This window comes from Bifidobacterium sp. SO4, assembly GCF_018555355.1.
In the GTDB taxonomy this organism is placed as follows: domain Bacteria; phylum Actinomycetota; class Actinomycetes; order Actinomycetales; family Bifidobacteriaceae; genus Bifidobacterium; species Bifidobacterium miconisargentati.
This window is the reverse complement of sequence record NZ_JAFEJP010000009.1, coordinates 55091-74046: the sequence shown is the minus strand read 5'-3', so window position 1 is coordinate 74046 and position 18956 is coordinate 55091. Positions and strand designations below refer to the sequence as shown.

The window sequence follows — 18956 nt, the reverse complement described above, 5'->3', positions numbered from 1 at the left end:
CGGAATTAGCCCCACCAAAACCTTCCCAATACGTCAACCAATCCACCAACACAAGGAACACCAATGACCACCTTCTTCCTCAACCGCCTGGCCGTTGAGCCGCACGCGCTCGCCTTCGCCGGACAGTCCACCCCGTGGCCGGTCGCGCTCGCCGACCAGACCACCGATCCGAGCCTCGACAAGGCCCTGCATGCCCACGTCGAGGCCGCAAGCCGTCTGCTCGCCCCCGTGGCCGCCGACCTGCTCGCCACCACCGGTCGCCCGGTGGACCTGTTCGGCTTCACCCCGAACCCCGCCCGTCTCGGTGCCGCGGCCGACGCCACCGCCTCCGTGGAAGGCGTGGCTCTGACCCAGCTCGGTGCCCTGCTCGACCTCGAGCACTTGGGATACACGCTCGCCGAGGCCAAGCCGGCCGCCGTGCTCGGCCACTCCCAAGGCGTGCTCGCCGTCCACATGGCCCGCTCCATCGAATCCGCCGGCTCCATCGAGGCCGCGGCCCCCACGCTGGACGAGATCCTGGCCATCGCTGCCCTGATCGGTGCCGCCGGCACCCGCCGCGTGCGCGAACTGGGTCTGGCCCCCAAGTACGGCGAGGCCAGCCCGATGCTCTCCGTCAAGGGCGCCACACTCGCCCAGGTCAAGGCGCTCATCGCCCGTGTGGCCGGCTCGAACCACGCCCGCGGCCCGATCTCCGTCGCCGTGACCAACTCGGACAACCACCACGTGCTCTCCGGCTATCCGGAGGACCTGGCCGCCTTCGCCCTCGAAACCGAGCGCGAGCACAAGCACCAGGCCAAGCTGCGCGAAGAGAAGCTGCACGGCGGCACCGTGTTCGACCCCACCCTCGAATACCTCGAAGTCACCCTGCCGTTCCACTCCCCGCTCATGGCCGAGGCCGTGGACCAGACCGTCTCCTGGGCCGCCGCCTGCGGCTTCGACCAGGACCGCACCCGCGCACTCGCCGAAGAGGTGCTGCTCAACCACGTGGACTGGAACGCCCGCGTCAAGGCCCTGCTTGACCAGGTGGACGACCCGGCCAAGCTGTGGATCGTTGATCTGGGCCCCGGCAACACCCTGGGCAAGCTGGTCGGCAACGTCGTGCAGGGCACCGGCGTGGGCGTGGTGGAGGCCACGACCCTCGCCGAACGCGCCGCACTGTCCACGCTGGAGGGCGAACCCGAACGCACCCAGAACTGGAAGGCCTTCGCCCCGCGCGTGATTGCCACCCCGGCCGGCGACAAGCTCGTCACCAAGTTCTCCCGTCTCACCGGCAAGCCGCCGGTGCTGCTGCCCGGCATGACCCCCACCACCGTGGACCCGGAGATCGTGGCCGCGGCCGCCAATGCCGGCTACTGGGCCGAACTCGCCGGCGGCGGCCAGGTGACCGCCGAGGTGTTCGACCGCCACGTGGCCGCGTTGGAGGAGCAGCTGGAGGAAGGCCGCACGGTCGAATTCAACGCCATGTTCATGGACCGCTACCTGTGGAACCTGCAGTTCGGCTCCTCCCGCATCGTGCCCAAGAAGCGCGCGTCCGGCGCGCCCATCGACGGCGTGGTGGTCTCCGCCGGCATCCCCGAACTCGACGAGGCCGTCTCCCTCATCAAATCCCTGCAGTCCGACGGTCTGCCGTACGTGAGCTTCAAGCCCGGCACCGTGGACCAGATCCGTCAGGTGGTCGCGATCGCCAAGGCCGTGGCACCCACCGTCATCATGATTCAGGTGGAGGGCGGCGAGGCCGGCGGCCACCACAGCTGGGAGGCCCTGGACGACCTGCTGGCCGCCACCTACGCCGACGTGCGCGCCTGCGAGAACCTGGTGCTCGTGGCCGGCGGCGGCATCGGCACCCCCGAACGCGCCGCCGACTACATCTCCGGCCAGTGGGCCCGCGCCTACGGCCTGCCCGACATGCCGGTGGACGGCGTGCTCGTGGGCACCGCCGTGATGACCGCCAAGGAGGCGCACACCAGCCCCGAGGTCAAGCAGCTGCTCGTCAAGACGCCCGGCATCCCGGCCGCTTCCGTTGGTGCGCCCGATTCCGCCGGTGACGCCACCGCCGACCCGTTCGCCCCGCAGGCCGCCCACTGGGTGCCCTCCGGCAGGTCCGTGGGCGGCGTCTCCTCCGGCCTGAGCCACCTGCACGCGGACATCTACGAACTCGAGAACTCCTCCGCCGCCTGCGGCCGCCTGCTCGTGCGTGTCATGAAGCACCCCGAGGAGCTGGAATCTCGCCGCGCCGAAATCATCGAGGCCCTGAATAAGACCGCCAAGCCCTACTTCGGCGACCTCGCCTCCATGACCTACCTCGACTGGGCCAAGCGCTTCGCCGCGCTCGCCTACCCGTGGGCCGACCCCACCTACGCCGACCGCTTCCAGCACCTGCTCCAGCGCATCGAGGCCCGCGTCAACGCCAAGGACTCCGGCGAGTTCGCCTCCCGACTGTTCGCCGCCTCTGACGCATCCGCCGAAAGCGCCGCAGCCGCAGGCCTGCTGACCCGCGACGACATCCTCAAGGCCCCGGCCCCGGCGCTCGCCAAGCTTGCCGAGGCCTACCCCGAGACCGCCGAACTCACGGTGGTCCCCGCCGACGTGGCCTGGTTCCCGGTGCTTGTGCGCGAATACCCCAAGCCCATGCCGTTCGTGCCGGTCATCGACAACGACCTGCTGCGCTGGTGGGGCCAGGACCAGCTCTGGCAGTCCGAGGACCCGCGCTATTCCGCCGATTCCGTGCGCGCCATCCCCGGCCCGATCTCCGTGGCCGGCATCACCACCGTGGACGAGCCGGTCGCCGACATCCTCGGCCGCTTCGAGCATGCCGCCATCGAGCGCGTCAAGACCGCCAAAACCGAGGAGCCGCAGGCGTTCGCCGCACTCGGCGACGCCGCGAACGCCGAGGACTTCATCCGCAAGTCCCCGAACATCTCCTGGGTGGGCCACATCACCGACAACCCCGCCTATGGCACCGCACTGGGCGACGAGCACTACGAGATCCGCGCGTTCGACGCCACGGCCGGCAAGTACGACCTTGACATCCATCTCGACACCTACTGGGACAACGATCCGGACGGCGGCTTCTCCAAGCACGCCGTGCGCGACATCGTCATCCCGCTCATCGTGGACGGCACCGAACCCGGCCGCGTGCCGGTCGTGGACCGCGAGCGCCTGATCCCGGACGTCTACGCGATGCTCGCCGCCACCGCCGGCATCGGCAACACCGCCATCACCGGCGACAAGCTCGACGCCATGCCCGAGATCACGCCCGCCGAGGGTCGCGTGTTCGGCGAGGCGCACACCACCTACACGCTGTCCGCCAACCTCGGCTTCGACCACGAGGCGGCCACCGGCGGCGCCCTGCCCGCCACTCTGCAGCCCAGCCGCATCGCCCCCGATGCGCTGGTCGGCCCCGCCTGGCCCGCGATCTACGCGGCGCTCGGTTCGGTCTCCGTCAACGGTTACCCGGTCATCGAAGGCCTGCTCAACGCCGTCCACCTCGACCATCTCATCGAGCTGGAGGTCAGCGAGGAGGACCTGCTCAAGCACACCGGCGAGACCATCGCCCTCACCTCCTGGGCCGAGGACTACTTCGAATCCGCCTCCGGCCGCGTGGTGACCATCCACGTGATCCACACCGCCGCCGACGGCACGCTGTTGGCCCGCGAAACCGAGCGTTTCGCCATCCGCGGCCGCGTCTACTCCGACGCGCTTCCGGCCGACGCCCCCGAATTCGGCGACGCCTCGCACGACGAGATCGAGCCCACGCCGCGCCGTCTGCTGCGCCGCGTGAAAGTCACCGCCCCCGGCGACATGACCGCCTTCGCACGCACCTCCGGCGACTTCAACCCGATCCACACCTCCACGCGCGGTGCCCGCATCTCCGGTCTCAAGGCCCCGCTCGTGCACGGCATGTGGCTGTCCGCCACCGCCCAGCACGCCGTGCAGGCCGTCGACGAGAAGGGCGCCCACTACGAGATCGCCGGCTGGACCTACAACATGTACGGCATGGTCCAGCTCAACGACCAGGTGGAGATCTCCGTGGAGCGCGTGGGCAAGGTGCGCCACGGCGGCATGACCCTCGAGGTCACCTGCCGCATCGACGGCCAGCTCGTCTCCCGCGGCACCGCACTGGTCCGCGCCCCGCGCGCCGCCTTCGTCTACCCCGGCCAGGGCATCCAGAAGCAGGGCATGGTCCTGGACGAGCGCGCCAAGTCCGCCGCCGCCCGCGACGTGTGGGAACGCGCCGACAAGCTGACCCGCTCCAAGCTCGGCTTCTCGATCATCGGCCTCGTGCGCGATAACCCCAAGGAACTCACCGCCAACGGCATGACCTACCGCCACCCCGAAGGCCTGCTCAACCTGACGCAGTTCACGCAGGTGGCGCTCGCCACCGTGGCCTTCGCCCAGACCGCCCGCCTGCGCGAGGCCGGCGCGGACATCTGGCCCGCCTACTTCGCCGGCCATTCGCTCGGCGAATACAACGCGCTGTCCGCGTTCGCCGGCGTGATTCCGCTGGAGACCGTGCTCGAGCTCGTGTTCCATCGCGGCTCGACCATGCACCACCTCATCGACCGCGACGCCCAGGGCCGCTCCAACTACCGCATGGGCGCCCTGCGTCCGAACCAGTTCGGTGTGGACGACGCGCACGTCAAGGAATATGTGGAGTCCGTGGCCGAGAAGAGCGGCGAGTTCCTGCAGATCGTCAACTACAACCTCGCCGGCCAGCAGTACGCCATCGCCGGCACCATCGCGGGCCTCAAGGCCCTGAAGGCCGACGCCGCCCGCCGTGTGGCCGAATACGGCGGCAAGCCGGCGTTCATGCTGGTGCCCGGCATCGACGTGCCGTTCCACTCCACACTGCTGCGCAAGGGCGTGCCGGAGTTCCGCGACAAGCTCGACGCGCTGCTGCCGCAGCACATCGACTACCGCGGTCGTCTGGTGGGCCGCTACATCCCGAACCTGGTGGCCGTGCCGTTCGAGATGACCCGCGAATTCGCCGCGAAGATCCTCGACGTAGTGCCCTCCGAACGCATCCGCGAGGCCCTGGAGAACCCGGAGGTGTGGGATTCCTACGCCGCGGACGACCAGAAGCTCGGCCGACTGCTCCTGACCGAACTGCTCTCCTGGCAGTTCGCCTCCCCGGTGCGCTGGATCGAGACCCAGGCGCTGCTCTTCGGCAAGCGCGAGCAGGGCGGTCTCGGTGTCGAGGAATACGTGGAGGTCGGCCTCGGCAACGCACCGACCCTCGCCAACCTCGGTGCCAAGACCCTGCGTCTGCCCGAATTCGCCGGCAGCGACACCGTGGTCTACAACGTGGGCCGCGACGAAGGCCGCGTGTACATGACCGATTCGGACTCCCTCGTGCCCGAGGAAGACGACGATTCGTCGGAGACCGCGGCACCGGTGGAGGCCGCGCCGGCCGGCGGCTCCGCCGTCGCCAAGCTCGGCTCGGCCGCTGCTGCTTCGGCTCCCCTCGCTGAGGGGAGCTCCCGCGCAGCGGGTGAGGGGAGCCCCGCCACATCGGCTGTTGTTCCGGCTCCCGCTCCTGCCGCCGCGCCGGCCGGCCCGGTCGCCGACCTGCCCTTCAAGGCCTCCGACGCCATCGGCGTGCTCATGGCCTACTCCGCCAAGGTGCGCCTTGACCAGATCGGCAGCAACGACACCACCGACACCCTGACCAACGGCGTCTCCTCGCGACGCAACCAGCTGCTCATGGACATCAGCTCCGAGCTGGGAGTCGCCAGCGTGGACGGTGCCGCCGAAGCCACGCTCGTGCAGCTCGCGCAGATCGTGAACAAGGCCGCCCCGAACTACAAGCCGTTCGGCGCCGTGCTCTCCGAAGCCCTGCGCGACCGTCTGCGCGCGCTCTTCGGCGCCGCCGGCGTCAAGCAGCAGTACATCCGCGACCGCGTGACCAACGTCTGGCAGCTCGGCGAAGGCTGGGTGGCCAGCGTGCTCGCCGCGCTCCTGCTCGACACCCGCGAGGGCTCCAGCTCCCGCGGCGGCGACCTCGCCAAGCTGCCCACCCAGGCCGTGCAGTCCAAGGCCGAGGCGGACAAGCTCATCGACGCCGCTGTCCAGGCCGTCGCCCAGTTGAAGGGCGTCACTGTGGCCCTGCCCACCGCGGGTGGTGCGGCCGGCGGTGCGGTGGTCGACTCCGCCGCGCTCGACGCCTTCGCCGAGAAGGTCACCGGCTCCAACGGCGTGCTCGCCGCCACCGCCCGCTTCGTGCTGGGCGAACTCGGCGTGGCCGCTCCGGCCCCCGCCGAGGAGGAGGACGAGAACGCCGCCGTGGTGGCCGCCGTCGAGGCCGAGCTCGGCTCCGACTGGCCCAAGCAGGTCGAGCCCCGCTTCGACGCCAACAAGGCCATCCTGTTCGACGATCGCTGGGCCTCCGCCCGCGAAGACCTCGCCCGCGCCTACTACGGCAACGATCCGGCCGCCCTGAACGGCAGCTTCATCGGCCTTGGCAAGACCATTGCCGACGAAGCGCAGTGGTTCGCCGGCCAGCTCTCAGCCGAGGGCTTTCCCGCTTCGGCTCCCCTCGTTGAGGGGAGCTCCCGCGCAGCAGGTGAGGGGAGCGACGCCGACGACCTCAAGACCGCCTTCCAGAAGGTCGCCTCCGAGGCCCTCGAACCCGCTACCTCCAACCCCGCCGCCTCCCGCTTCGCGAACGACATCGCCATCGTGACCGGCGTGAGCCCGAACTCCATTGCCGCGCAGGTGGTCGAAGGCCTGCTTGCGGGCGGCGCCACCGTGGTGGCCACCTCGCACAGCTTCAAGCCGTCCATCAAGGCCTGGGCCAAGCGGGCCTACCGCGAGCACGCCACCGGCGACGCCAGGCTGTGGCTGGTCCCGGCCAACCTCTCCAGCTACCGCGACGTGGATGCGCTGGTCGATTGGGTGGGCCATGAGCAGAAGAAGACCTCCGGTGCCACCACCACCGTGCTCAAGCCCGCCTACGAGCCGACCCTGTTCTTCCCGTTCGCGGCACCGCCGGTGCACGGCACCTTGGCCGATGCCGGCGACCTGTTCGAGTCGCAGGCCCGCCTCATGCTGTGGGGCGTGGAACGCGCCATCGCCGGCTTCTCGAAGATCGGCGCTGACACCAACGTGCAGCACAAGCTCCACGTGGTGCTGCCTGGCTCCCCGAACCGTGGCGTGTTCGGCGGCGACGGCGCCTATGGCGAGGTCAAGAGCGCCTTCGACGCCATCGTCAACCGTGCCCGCGCCGAGCGCGACGCCTGGTCCGACCGCGTCACCTTCGCCCACCCGAAGATCGGCTGGGTGCGCGGCACCGGTCTCATGGGCGGCAACGACCCGCTGGTCGACGTGGTGGAGCGTCACGGCATTCACACCTATTCCACCGCGCAGATCGCGGCCAAGCTGCTCGACCTGTGCACCGCGGAATCGCGTACGGAAGCCGTCAAGCACCCGCTCGACGTGGACCTGACCGGCGGCCTCGGCTCCGAGCCCATCGACATCAAGGCGCTTCGAGCCGAAGCCCAGGCCGATGCCGAGAAGGCCTCCGCCGAGTTCACCTCGGCTCCCCTCGCTGAGGGGAGCTCCCGCGCAGCGGGTGAGGGGAGCGGCGAATCCGCCGTCACCCTCAAGGCCCTGCCCACACCCATCGTCACCAAGCAGGCCGCGGTCGACCTCGCCGACTGGCAGAACGTCACCGCCCGACCGGAGGACGAGATCGTCATCGTCTCCGTCGGCGAACTGGGCCCGTGGGGTTCCGGCCGTACGCGCGCCGAAGCCGAACTCGGCATCCATCCGGACGGCGAAGTCGACCTGAGCGCCGGCGCCGTGCTCGAACTGGCGTGGAACATGGGCCTGCTGACCTGGCAGGACAGCCCGAAGCCCGGCTGGTACGACGCCGACGGCAACCTGGTGCCCGAGGAGGACATCGCCGAGCGCTACCACGACGAGGTCGTGGCCCGCTCCGGCATCCGCCCGTTCGAGACCGGCATGGGCTCCGACTACCAGGACGGCGCCGATGAGGAGGAGGCCGAGGTCTTCCTGGACCACGACGTCACCTTCTCCGTGCCGAACGAGGACGTCGCCCGCGAATACGTCAAGCTGGACGCCAAGCACACCACCATCGCCCCGGACGCCGAATCCGGCGAATGGAACGTGACCCGTCACGCCGGTTCGATGATCCGCGTGCCGCGCCGTGCCACCATGACCCGTACGGTCGGCGGCCAGTTCCCGACCGGCTTCGACCCGACCCGTTGGGGCATCCCGGCCTCGATGGTGGGCGACGTGGACGAGATCGCGTTGTGGAACATCGTCACCACCGTGGACGCCTACCTCTCCGCCGGATTCACCCCGGCCGAGATCCTGCAGGCCATCCACCCCTCGCTGGTGGCCTCCACGCAGGGCACCGGCTTCGGCGGCATGCGTTCCATGCGCAAGCTCTACCTCGACCGCTTCCTCAACCACGAGATCCCGACCGACATCCTGCAGGAGGCGCTGCCGAACGTGGTAGCCGCGCACGTCATGCAGTCGTACATCGGCGGCTACGGCAACATGATCCAGCCCGTCTCCGCCTGCGCCACCGCCGCGGTCTCCCTCGAGGAGGGCGTCGACAAGATCGCCCTGGGCAAGGCCGACTTCGTGGTCACCGGCGCGATCGACGACATCGGCGTGGAATCGGTGATCGGCTTCGGCAACATGAACGCCACCGCCAACTCCGCCGAGATGTACGGCAAGGGCATCGACGCGCGGTTCTTCTCCCGTGCGAACGATCGCAGGCGCGGCGGCTTCCTGGAATCCCAGGGCGGCGGCACGATCCTCGTGACCCGCGGCGACATCGCCCTGAAGCTCGGCCTGCCGGTCGCGGCCGTGGTCGGCTTCATCCACAGCTACGCCGACGGCGCGCACACCTCGATTCCGGCCCCCGGTCTCGGCGCTTTGGCGGCCGGCCTCGGCGGACGCAAGTCGAAGCTGGTGCGTGACCTGGCCGCGCTCGGCGTCACGGCGGACGACATCGCCGTGGTTTCCAAGCACGACACGTCCACCAACGCCAACGACCCGAACGAATCCGAACTGCACAACACGCTGGCCCACGCCATCGGCCGCACCGACGGCAACCCGCTGTTCGTGATCTCGCAGAAGACGCTCACCGGTCACGCCAAGGGCGGCGCCTGCATCTTCCAGGTCAACGGACTGACCCAGCTGTTCAAGTCCGGCGTGATTCCGGCCAACGCGGCCCTCGACTGCGTGGACCCGAAACTGGAGCGCGACGACCACATGGTCTGGGTCAGGAAGCCCCTGCGCATCGGCGGCGGCGAGGATGCATACGGTCGCGTGACGGCGGGTCGTCCGGTCAAGGCCGGACTCGCCACCTCGCTCGGTTTCGGACACGTGTCCGGCTTCGTGGCGTTGGTGCATCCGGGCGCCTTTGAGGCCGCCGTGGCCAAGGCCGACGGCGAGGCCGCTCTTGCCCAATGGCGAGAGTGCGCCAACGCCCGTCTGGCCGCCGGCCAGCGTCACCTTGAGGAAGGCATGATGGGTCGGGCCGCGCTGTACGAGCCGATCGAGAACCGTCGCTTCCACGACGACCACCGCGGCTACGACCACCATGAGGTCGAAAAGGCGATGCTGTTGGATCCCGATGCTCGCCTTGGTGAATCCGGCTTCTACGAAGCCTGATTCAGTCGACTCGCATCAGGATCCCTTCGCGGGGCACCTGTGGTGTGCCCCGCTCACTTCGCCTACGGGAAGCCCACTGGGCTTCCCGCTTCACGGCTCAGCTGAACGCCCGTCTCGGCCAGTCCGGCTTCTATGAAGCCTGATTCAGTTGGCTCTCTTCGTTTGAGGGGAGCCGTTTTATTGTGCCCATGGTGTAGGGAATTCCCACGCCATGGGCACAATCGGGCGAGAAATCCATGTCGCCGAGGTCTTGAACCACGTGGTTATATGGAATCAGGCCATACGCGGCGGCGAATGACGGTCATATATTGAGGCAATTCGTCCGCATGGATTTGGCCGCATGAGTATTGGAGGGTTTATGGGTGTGATCGGGCTGGGCCATGATGTGGTGGACGTCGCGGAGTTCGCCGACCAGTTGACCATGCCCGGTTCGCGTATGCGCGACCTGTTCTCCGTGCGCGAGGTGCGACAGGCTTCCGAACGTGCGCGCGTCAAAAACGACGGCGAGACCGTGCATCTGGCCGCCAAATGGGCTGGCAAGGAGGCGTTCCTCAAGGCGTGGTGCGAGGCGCTGGGGGAGCGCCCATACCCATTCACGTTGGATAATTTCCCGTGGCGCGAGGTCGAAATCCTCGACGATTCGCGCGGGGTGCCGCATGTGATGCTCGCCGGTAAAGCCGCGCAGGCGTTCCGCGATGTACATGGCGAATCAACGGCCTCCGACTCCCGCAAAAGAGAAGACTCAGTCTTCCAAACTGATTACGCGGGTTCATCCCACGGTGCTTCACTCGTTGCGGATAAATCGCCGTCCATCCATATCTCCCTGAGCCATGACGGTCCCGTCGCATCCGCCGTGGTCATGATTTCCGTCGATTGATGGGTGATCTTCCCTAAATAAACGACGGTTTTGTATGCCAAGATTCGATGGCATCTTATTCTTGGCTCCCCTTGTCAGGGGAGCTGTCGAACGAAGTGAGACTGAGGGGTAGTCCATCAGCATTAGGACGATCTTGATGTAACGAAGCCCGCTTCAATCAAAGCCGGTTGTGCGAAGCCTCATGAATCAGGCCGGACACCTTGATTTTGGCTGTGTTAAACCAAGATTGCCATGTCCCTTATTCTCGGCTCCCCTTGTCAGGGGAGCTGTCGGCGAAGCCGACTGAGGGGTAGTCAGACATGGATTCATGTCAATCTCGGTTTGACACAGCCTTGATTTTTCCGCGCGTGTCGGCGTGCCTCGATTTGCCTATATCGAACCGGTTTGATATGCTATATCCCAACGTCAAACGATTGACGCGGGCGGAATTTAGGCGACGAAGGAGTTCCCGATGGCTCGGAACAATCAGGAGAATGGCAACCAGTCGGCACAGTCGAAGCCGAAGGCAACCAAGGCAACGGCAAAGTCCTCGAAATCAACGGCAACGCGCACCCGCAGCACGGCGTCGCGCCCGGCGGCGGTCAGCCCCGTCTTCAAGGCAAGGCTTGACGCCCATCGTGAGGAACTGGAACAGCTGTTCATGGGCCTGTACAACGACCAGGCCGCCTTCCAGTCGCTCCTCGATGCCATGGCCGCGGCATACGCGGACCGTCCCGCCGACCTCAAGCGTCTCGACAAGGCCCGTGAGGCCGATCCCGAATGGTACAAGCGCGGCGATATGTTCGGCATGACCATGTACACCGACCTCTTCGCCGGCGACCTCAAGAAGCTTGCGGACAAGATTCCGTACCTCAAGGAGCAGAAGCTCACCTACCTGCACCTCATGCCGCTGCTGCAGATGCCGCACCCGAACAACGACGGCGGCTACGCGGTCGAGGACTTCGACAACGTGGATCCCTCGCTCGGCACCAACGAGGACCTGGCCGCGCTCACCAAGAAGCTGCGTCGCGCCGGCATCAGCCTGTGCCTTGATTTCGTGATGAACCACACCGCCTCCACCCATCGTTGGGCCAAGGCCGCCCAGGCCGGCGACCCGGAGTACCAGGACTACTACTTCTGCTACGACGACCGCACCATCCCGGACGAGTACGACGCGCACGTGCCGCAGGTCTTCCCGAACACCGCCCCCGGCAACTTCACGTGGAACGAGCAGATGGGCAAGTGGGTCATGACCCAGTTCTACCCGTTCCAGTGGGATCTCAACTACCGCAACCCCAAGGTGCTCGTCGCCATGATGGGTTCCGTGATGCACCTGGCCAACCTCGGCGTGGAGGTCTTCCGCATCGACGCCGTGCCGTACATCTGGAAGGAACTCGGCACCAACTGCCGCAACCTGCCCACCGTCCACACCATCGTGCGCATCCTGCGCATCATCCTCGAATGCGTCTGCCCGGCCGTGGTCCTGAAGGGCGAGGTGGTCATGGCCCCCAAGGAGCTTGCCGCCTACTTCGGCACCCCGGAGGCCCCCGAGTGCCACATGCTGTACAACGTCTCCATCATGGTGAACCTGTGGAGCGCGCTCGCCAGCCGTGACGTGCGCCTGCTCAAGGCCCAGATCGACAAGCTCGACGCCCTGCCCGAGAACTGCTGGTTCGTCAACTACCTGCGTTGCCACGACGACATCGGCTGGGGCCTGGACGAGGACGTGGAGCGCGCGATCGGCATCGACCCGCTCAAGCACAAGGAGTTCCTGTACCACTTCTACGAGGGCGCGGTGCCCGGCAGCTGGTCCATGGGCGAGCTGTACAACTACGACGAGGCCACCCGCGACGCCCGCAGCTGCGGCACCACCGCCTCCCTGACCGGCATCGAGAAGGCGCTCATCACGCACGACAAGCCCCTGCTGGAGACCTCCGTCAAGCGCGACCTGCTCATGCACCAGGCGATGGCCTTCCTGCGTGGCTTCCCGATGCTCAACTGCGGCGACGAGATCGCCCAGCTCAACGGCTGGGATTACAAGGAGGATCCCGACCGCGTGGAGGACAGCCGCAACCTGCACCGCTCCAAGTTCGACTGGGACAAGGCCGCGCTGCGCAAGAAGTCCGGCACGCTCCAGAACGAACTGTGGAAGGGTATGGAAGGCCTGCGCGAGGAGCGTCATGATCCGTGCTTCGCGCCTGATGCCTGGGTGTCCACGTGGGATACGTTCAACGATGCGGTGCTCGCCGTGGTCCGCAAGGTGGAGGGTTCCGTGCTGGTCGGCCTGTTCAACTTCTCCGAACTGGAGCAGCACGCGCACCTCAACGCCAGCGAGGGCATCATCGACTCCCCGGTCGAGGCCGATCTCGCCCCGTACGAGGCTCAGTTCATCCACCTGTGACGTGCAGCGCGGGGGTGTGCCGGAGTCCGGCGACAGGCGTGACGTTTGCGAGACGCCGCCTGTAATTGCTGTCAGACTCCGTGCGCCCCTGCCATCCCGCATACATATTGACTTGCCTGTAACCGGCCTGCGATCGGTCCTTACTGCCTGAATCCCTGACCGATCGCGACCGGCGGCAGGCTCCTGTTCGGCCGCGATGTCCCAAGGCCAACAACGACAAAATGCCGGACAAGGTGTAACGCCTTGCCCGGCATTTTCATTTGGCTTTGTTTCCCGCTGCCCGTCAGACTAGTCGGCGTAGAAAACGTAGGACGGACGGCGCGGGAACAGAAGTCCCTTTGTCTAGCGTCCCCGGCGAACCGTGTTGATTGCCTCCTCGTTCAGGAGGCCGGCCCGGCGGCACGAAACCGTCGGGCTATCGTGCTTAACGCACGGTCTCTCGGGACATCTTGTGTATTAAGTTATCTGCCGTTCGGGAGCAAACCTAATCAGCCCTCAATGGCGATCTGGTGCTTGGCCTCGACCTGCGGCTGGGCCTGAATCTTCGGAACCTGGATGCATAGCGTGCCGTTCTGGTAGCTGGCGTGGATGTCGGATTCCTTCACGTCGTCGCCCACGTAGAAGCTACGAGAGCAGGAGCCCATGTAGCGTTCGCGACGCAGCCACTTGCCGGAATCGGAAGCGCACTCGCACTTCGCATCGGACGAGCCCTGGGCCTCGCCTGACTCAGGGGCCTTGTCCTCATGCTCGCTGCTGCGAGAGGCGGACACGGTCAGGTAGCCGTTGTTGAGCTCGAGCTTGATATCGTCCTTCTTGAAACCAGGCATGTCGATGTCGACGTCGTAGCCGTTGGCGGTCTCGCGCACATCCGTGTTCATCATGTTCGCCGGCATGGCCGCAGCCACCTGGTTGTCCATGTTGCGCCAACCCTCGAAGAACGGATCGTCGAACAGATCAGAGAACATCGTGTCATTCATCAAAGCCGGAAACATTGCCATAATCGGTACTCCTTGAATAGGAGGGAATCGGTTTGGCTACCGTCCGCTTCCTGCCTTGCCGCGGGCGGGAAGCGAAGCGGATATCGTGGCCGGTTCCGGAACCCCTTCCGGGGCTCTCGCCTTCGCCTTTCACTTCACCCAACTTCCCGCGCCCCCAATCATTCCGGTGTTTTACCCACGGTGAAATCCAGGGCGGAATGGGTTTATGCCCCTGAAAGGCTGACCGGCCGAATCGGCCGTGAAACGCAAAGGACCGTTGGAATTCCAACGGTCCTTGAGTGGAGCGGATGACGGGAATCGAACCCGCGTAATCAGTTTGGAAGACTGAGGCTCTACCATTGAGCTACATCCGCGTTGGGGCGTCGCTTTTGGCGACTTGAGACATTATACATAGGAATCCGACGCAAGCAACCCCGTCCGTCGTGCCCATGTCTTGGCCATCGCCGCATCACTGTTGTGCGCATACTGATTACGTGCGCGATTGGCGGGCAATGTGCGCTCGTGAGCGGGTTGCGAGTACCATGGTTGCGGTAATAAGGCGGAACGCAAAGCATAGCGCAGAGCATAAGGTGTAAGGCCGAGCGAACAGGACGGGGGATTATGGCGGACGACGCAACCGTGGACTTCAACGGAACCGAACGAACCGACGCGACCGGATCCGTGGCGCCTGCCGTCGTCTCCGCAGATGCCGCCGCATCCGACGCGGAGGCGGAGCTCGCCCAGCTCATCCGTCCGAAGTTGACCGCAGAGCCCGTCGAGCCCAACGAGGCCGTCGAAGTGGTGGGCGGCAAGGTCGAGACCGTCGAGGTCTCCAAGCACCCGACCCCGTCGATCCCCGAAACCGACCTGTCGCTGGCGGATATCGAGCGCCGCCGCTCCCACCCGCTGCGCTGGGCGGCCATGATTCTCATCGTGCTGGTGGCCATCGTCGTGCCCTATTGGTTCGGCCGCACGCTGGCAGTGAACGAGACCGAGGCCGTGGTGGCTGCGCTCGGCGGCGTGGACCCGCGCGGCATCGCGCTCATCGGCTGGGTGGCCGTGGTCATCACGTATGTGGGCCTGGCGATGGCGGTTGTCGTCTCGCCATCGTGGCCGTGGCTCATCGTGTTCGCGGCGGGACTTGCCGGCGAACAGTTCGTGGCGGGCCTGAGCATGCTCAACCTCAACTTCTGGTACTCCACATATGTGGTCTACGGCGATCAGGCCAACCTGGCGAACGCCGCGAACATCGGCATCCTGGCCGCGGCTGCGGGCATCGCCGTGTACGCCGTGATCTTCGTGGGACTGCTGGTCGTCATCAAGAAGACCTCGCCGCTCAACGTGCTCACCAAAAGCTGGGCCAGCTTCATCCTGTACTTCGTCATCGAGACGCTGACGCTGCTCGTGGTGCTATTCGGCGGCCTGCTGACCGCGGTGTGACGAAACCGACGGTCGATTCCCTCCGGCCGACTCCCGCAAGTCCGCACCCTGACCTATAGTTCTCATTTGGCGTGATTTCGCCCGCGGATAGAGAGCGTTCCAAGCACACCCGCTTGGATCACCGCGCAACGAACACAATAAGGAGGACGCCGTGGCACTGACGGCTGAAGAAAAGACCCAGATTATCAACGAGTACGCGACGCACGAAGGTGACACCGGTTCCCCCGAGGTCCAGGTGGCCCTGCTGTCCAAGCGCATCTCCGACCTGACCGAGCACCTCAAGCAGCACAAGCACGACCACCACTCCCGTCGTGGTATGCAGCTCATGATCGGTGACCGTCGTCGTCTGCTTGACTACCTCAAGCGCGTCGACATCAACCGTTACCGCTCCCTGATCGAGCGCCTGGGCCTGCGTCGATAATTCTTCCGCCCGAGTACCTAGGATGGTGCTCGGGCGTTTTACATATCGCCAGCCAACGGCAACAACGGCAAGAGGGTTAAGAGAGTAACGGCCGGCGGGCGGCGGCCATAGGTTAGGAAGGCCGCCATAAGCCCGGAAGGAAGGCCGAACAAGAGAACCCGAATGAGATGGGTTGACACGAGGAACGGTGGCCAAGGGGCCGCCGCACAACAGGTATGTGACGTCCGCTGAAGAGGACAAACCGCGGCGCAGACACATCCGGCCGCGGACAGTATGTAGGAATAATAGAAAAATCAAGAAGGAGGAACCCTATGGAGGGTCCCGAAATCAAGGCCGTTGAGGCCGTCATCGACAATGGATCGTTCGGCAAGCGCACGCTGCGCTTCGAGACCGGCCGCCTCGCCCAGCAGGCCGACGGCGCCGTCGCCGCCTATCTGGACGACGATTCCATGATCCTTTCCACCACCACCGCCGGAAGCAGCCCGAAGGAGAACTACGACTTCTTCCCGCTGACCGTCGACGTCGAAGAGAAGATGTACGCCGCCGGCAAGATCCCGGGCTCGTTCTTCCGCCGCGAAGGCCGCCCGTCCAGCGAGGCCATCCTCGCCTGCCGCATCATCGACCGCCCGCTGCGCCCGCTGTTCCCCCACACCCTGCGCAACGAGGTCCAGGTCGTCGAGACCGTGCTCGCCGTGAACCCGGACGATGCGTACGATGTCATCGCCCTGAACGCCGCCTCCGCCTCCACCATGATCTCCGGTCTGCCGTTCTCCGGCCCGGTCTCCGGCGTGCGTCTGGCCCTGATCGACGGCCAGTGGGTCGCCTTCCCGCGCTGGAGCGAGCGTGAGCGCGCCGTCTTCGAGATCGTGGTCGCCGGCCGCGTCATCGAGAACGGTGACGTCGCCATCGCCATGATCGAGGCCGGCGCCGGCAAGAACGCCTGGCACCTCATTTACGACGAGGGCCAGCAGAAGCCGGACGAGGAAGTCGTGGCCGGTGGTCTCGAGGCCGCCAAGCCGTTCATCAAGGTGATCTGCGAGGCTCAGAACGAGCTCAAGGAGAAGGCCGCCAAGGAAACCAAGGAGTTCCCGCTCTTCCCGGAGTACACCGACGAGCTGTACGCCCGCATCGACGAGATCGCCCACAAGGATCTGGACGAGGCCCTCTCCATCGCCGAGAAGCTGCCGCGTCAGGACCGCATCCACGAGATCAAGGAACACGTGCGCGAGGTGCTCGCCACCGAGTTCGAGGACATGGATGACCTGGAGAAGGAGAAGGAGCTCGGCAACGCCTTCAAGGAGCTGCAGCGCCAGATCGTCCGCCGCCGCATCCTGACCGAGGACTACCGCATCGACGGCCGTGGCCTTAAGGACATCCGCACCCTGTCCGCCGAGGTGGACATCGTGCCGCGCGTCCACGGCTCCGCCCTGTTCCAGCGCGGCGAGACCCAGATCCTGGGCGTCACCACCCTGAACATGCTCAAGATGGAGCAGCAGATCGACGCCCTGTCCGGTCCGCAGTCCAAGCGCTACATGCACAACTACGAGATGCCGCCGTACTCCACCGGTGAGACCGGCCGCGTCGGCTCCCCGAAGCGCCGCGAGATCGGCCACGGCGCCCTCGCCGAGAAGGCCCTCGTGCCGGTGCTGCCGAGCCGCGAGGAGTTCCCGTACGCCATCCGTCAGGTCTCCGAGGCCATCGGTTCCAACGGTTCCACCTCCATGGGTTCCGTGTGCGCCTCCACCCTGTCCCTGCTGGCCGCCGGCGTGCCGCTGAAGGCCCCGGTCGCGGGCATCGCCATGGGCCTCGTGTCCGGCGATGTGGATGGCAAGCACATCTTCAAGACCCTCACCGACATCCTGGGCGCCGAGGATGCCTTCGGCGACATGGACTTCAAGGTGGCCGGCACCTCCGAGTTCATCACCGCCCTGCAGCTCGACACCAAGCTGGACGGCATTCCGGCCGACATCCTGGCCGCCGCCCTGCAGCAGGCCCACGAGGCCCGCACCACCATCCTCGAGGTCATCAACGAGTGCATCGACGGCCCGGCCGAGATGAGCGAGTACGCCCCGCGCATCATCACCACCTCCGTGCCGGTCGAGAAGATCGGCGAGGTCATCGGTCCGAAGGGCAAGATGATCAACCAGATCCAGGAGGACACCGGCGCCGAGATCGCCATCGAGGATGACGGTACCGTCTACATCTCCTCCGAGGGTGGCGAGGCCGCCGAGAAGGCCAAGCAGATCATCGACCAGATCGCCAACCCGCACGTGCCGCAGGCCGGCGAGACCTACAACGGCAAGGTCGTCAAGACCACGTCGTTCGGCGCCTTCGTGAACCTCACCCCGGGCACCGACGGACTGCTGCACATCTCTCAGATCCGCAACCTGGCCAACGGCGAGCGCATCGACTCCGTCGAGGACGTGCTCAAGGAAGGCGACACCGTCGAGGTGGTCGTGCAGGGTGTGGACGACCGCGGCAAGATCTCCCTGGCCATCCCGGGCTTCGAGGACCAGGACAGTAACGCCGGCGCCGGCCGTGGCGGCCGCGGTGGCGACCGTTCCGGCTCCGATCGCGATGACCGTCGCGGTGGCCGTGGCTCTCGTGACGATCGCCGTGGCGGCTCCCGTGGCGGCCGTCGCTCCGATCGTGATGACCGTGACTTCGATCGTGACGACCGCGATGATCGTGACGACCGTCCGCGTCGCCGCCGTCCGGTCGAGCACGACGATTTCGAGGACGATTACGACGATCGTCCGCGTCGCCGTCGCTCCGATCGTGATGACCGTGACTTCGATCGTGACGACCGCGATGACGATCGTCCGCGTCGCCGCCGTCCGGTGGATCGTGACGACCGTGACTTCGATGATCGCGATGACGACCACGATGATCGTCCGCGTCGCCGTCGCTCCTCCGACCGTGATCGCGATGACGATCGTCCGCGCCGTTCCTCCGGCCGTGGCCGTGGCTCCGACCGTAACCCGCGCTACGCCACCGACGACAACTACGACGACTACCGCGCTGACCGCGAGGAGCGTTCCGAGCGTCCGCGCCGCCGCGTCCGTCGCGACTTTGATCCCTTCGAAGACTGATAAATAAATAGGAATCGGCCTTTGGCCGATGCAGGGATTCTGCAGTCTTGCGACTGCGGCTTCTCTCCTTCCGTCATCGGCTTTGCCGATGCCACCTCCCTCGTCAGAGGGAGGCAAGTCC

7 protein-coding genes and 1 tRNA gene are annotated in these 18956 nt (G+C 66.2%); 6 read left to right on the top strand and 2 right to left on the bottom strand.

Going from position 1 to position 18956, the window contains the following annotated elements; all coding sequences use genetic code 11:
- The first annotated feature begins 63 nt into the window (after window positions 1-63).
- From JS536_RS07315 to JS536_RS07305, 3 genes are all read left to right on the top strand, one after another.
- Window positions 64-9648, top strand: coding sequence for a type I polyketide synthase (locus tag JS536_RS07315; RefSeq protein WP_214356400.1), 9585 nt, complete (start codon window positions 64-66; stop codon window positions 9646-9648).
- A gap of 358 nt (window positions 9649-10006) precedes the next feature.
- Window positions 10007-10525 (top strand): 4'-phosphopantetheinyl transferase superfamily protein, encoded by a 519-nt coding sequence (locus JS536_RS07310; RefSeq protein WP_214356399.1) that lies wholly within the window; start codon window positions 10007-10009, stop codon window positions 10523-10525.
- Window positions 10526-10976: 451 nt separating this feature from the next.
- Window positions 10977-12905, top strand: a complete 1929-nt coding sequence (locus tag JS536_RS07305; protein ID WP_214356398.1) for an alpha-amylase family protein — start codon at window positions 10977-10979, stop codon at window positions 12903-12905.
- A 488-nt stretch (window positions 12906-13393) separates the two neighbouring features.
- Here the strand turns inward: JS536_RS07305 and JS536_RS07300 are convergent, their stop codons facing one another.
- Both JS536_RS07300 and JS536_RS07295 read right to left on the bottom strand, forming a co-directional pair.
- Window positions 13394-13903 (bottom strand): Hsp20/alpha crystallin family protein, encoded by a 510-nt coding sequence (locus JS536_RS07300; RefSeq protein WP_214356397.1) that lies wholly within the window; start codon window positions 13901-13903, stop codon window positions 13394-13396.
- Between the two features lie 279 nt (window positions 13904-14182).
- Window positions 14183-14256, bottom strand: a tRNA-Gly gene (locus JS536_RS07295).
- 247 nt (window positions 14257-14503) lie between these two features.
- Between JS536_RS07295 and JS536_RS07290 the strand changes: the two genes are divergently transcribed.
- The 3 genes from JS536_RS07290 (at window position 14504) to JS536_RS07280 (ending at window position 18835) form a co-directional block, all read left to right on the top strand.
- Entirely contained in the window at window positions 14504-15322 is an 819-nt protein-coding gene (locus JS536_RS07290) for a hypothetical protein (RefSeq protein WP_240544308.1), read from the top strand.
- A gap of 151 nt (window positions 15323-15473) precedes the next feature.
- Complete coding sequence (gene rpsO, locus JS536_RS07285; RefSeq protein ID WP_033891585.1) at window positions 15474-15743, top strand: 30S ribosomal protein S15; 270 nt, start codon at window positions 15474-15476, stop codon at window positions 15741-15743.
- Window positions 15744-16054: 311 nt separating this feature from the next.
- On the top strand, window positions 16055-18835 hold the full coding sequence (locus tag JS536_RS07280; RefSeq protein WP_214356396.1) for a polyribonucleotide nucleotidyltransferase: 2781 nt from the start codon (window positions 16055-16057) through the stop codon (window positions 18833-18835).
- Window positions 18836-18956 lie beyond the last annotated feature (121 nt).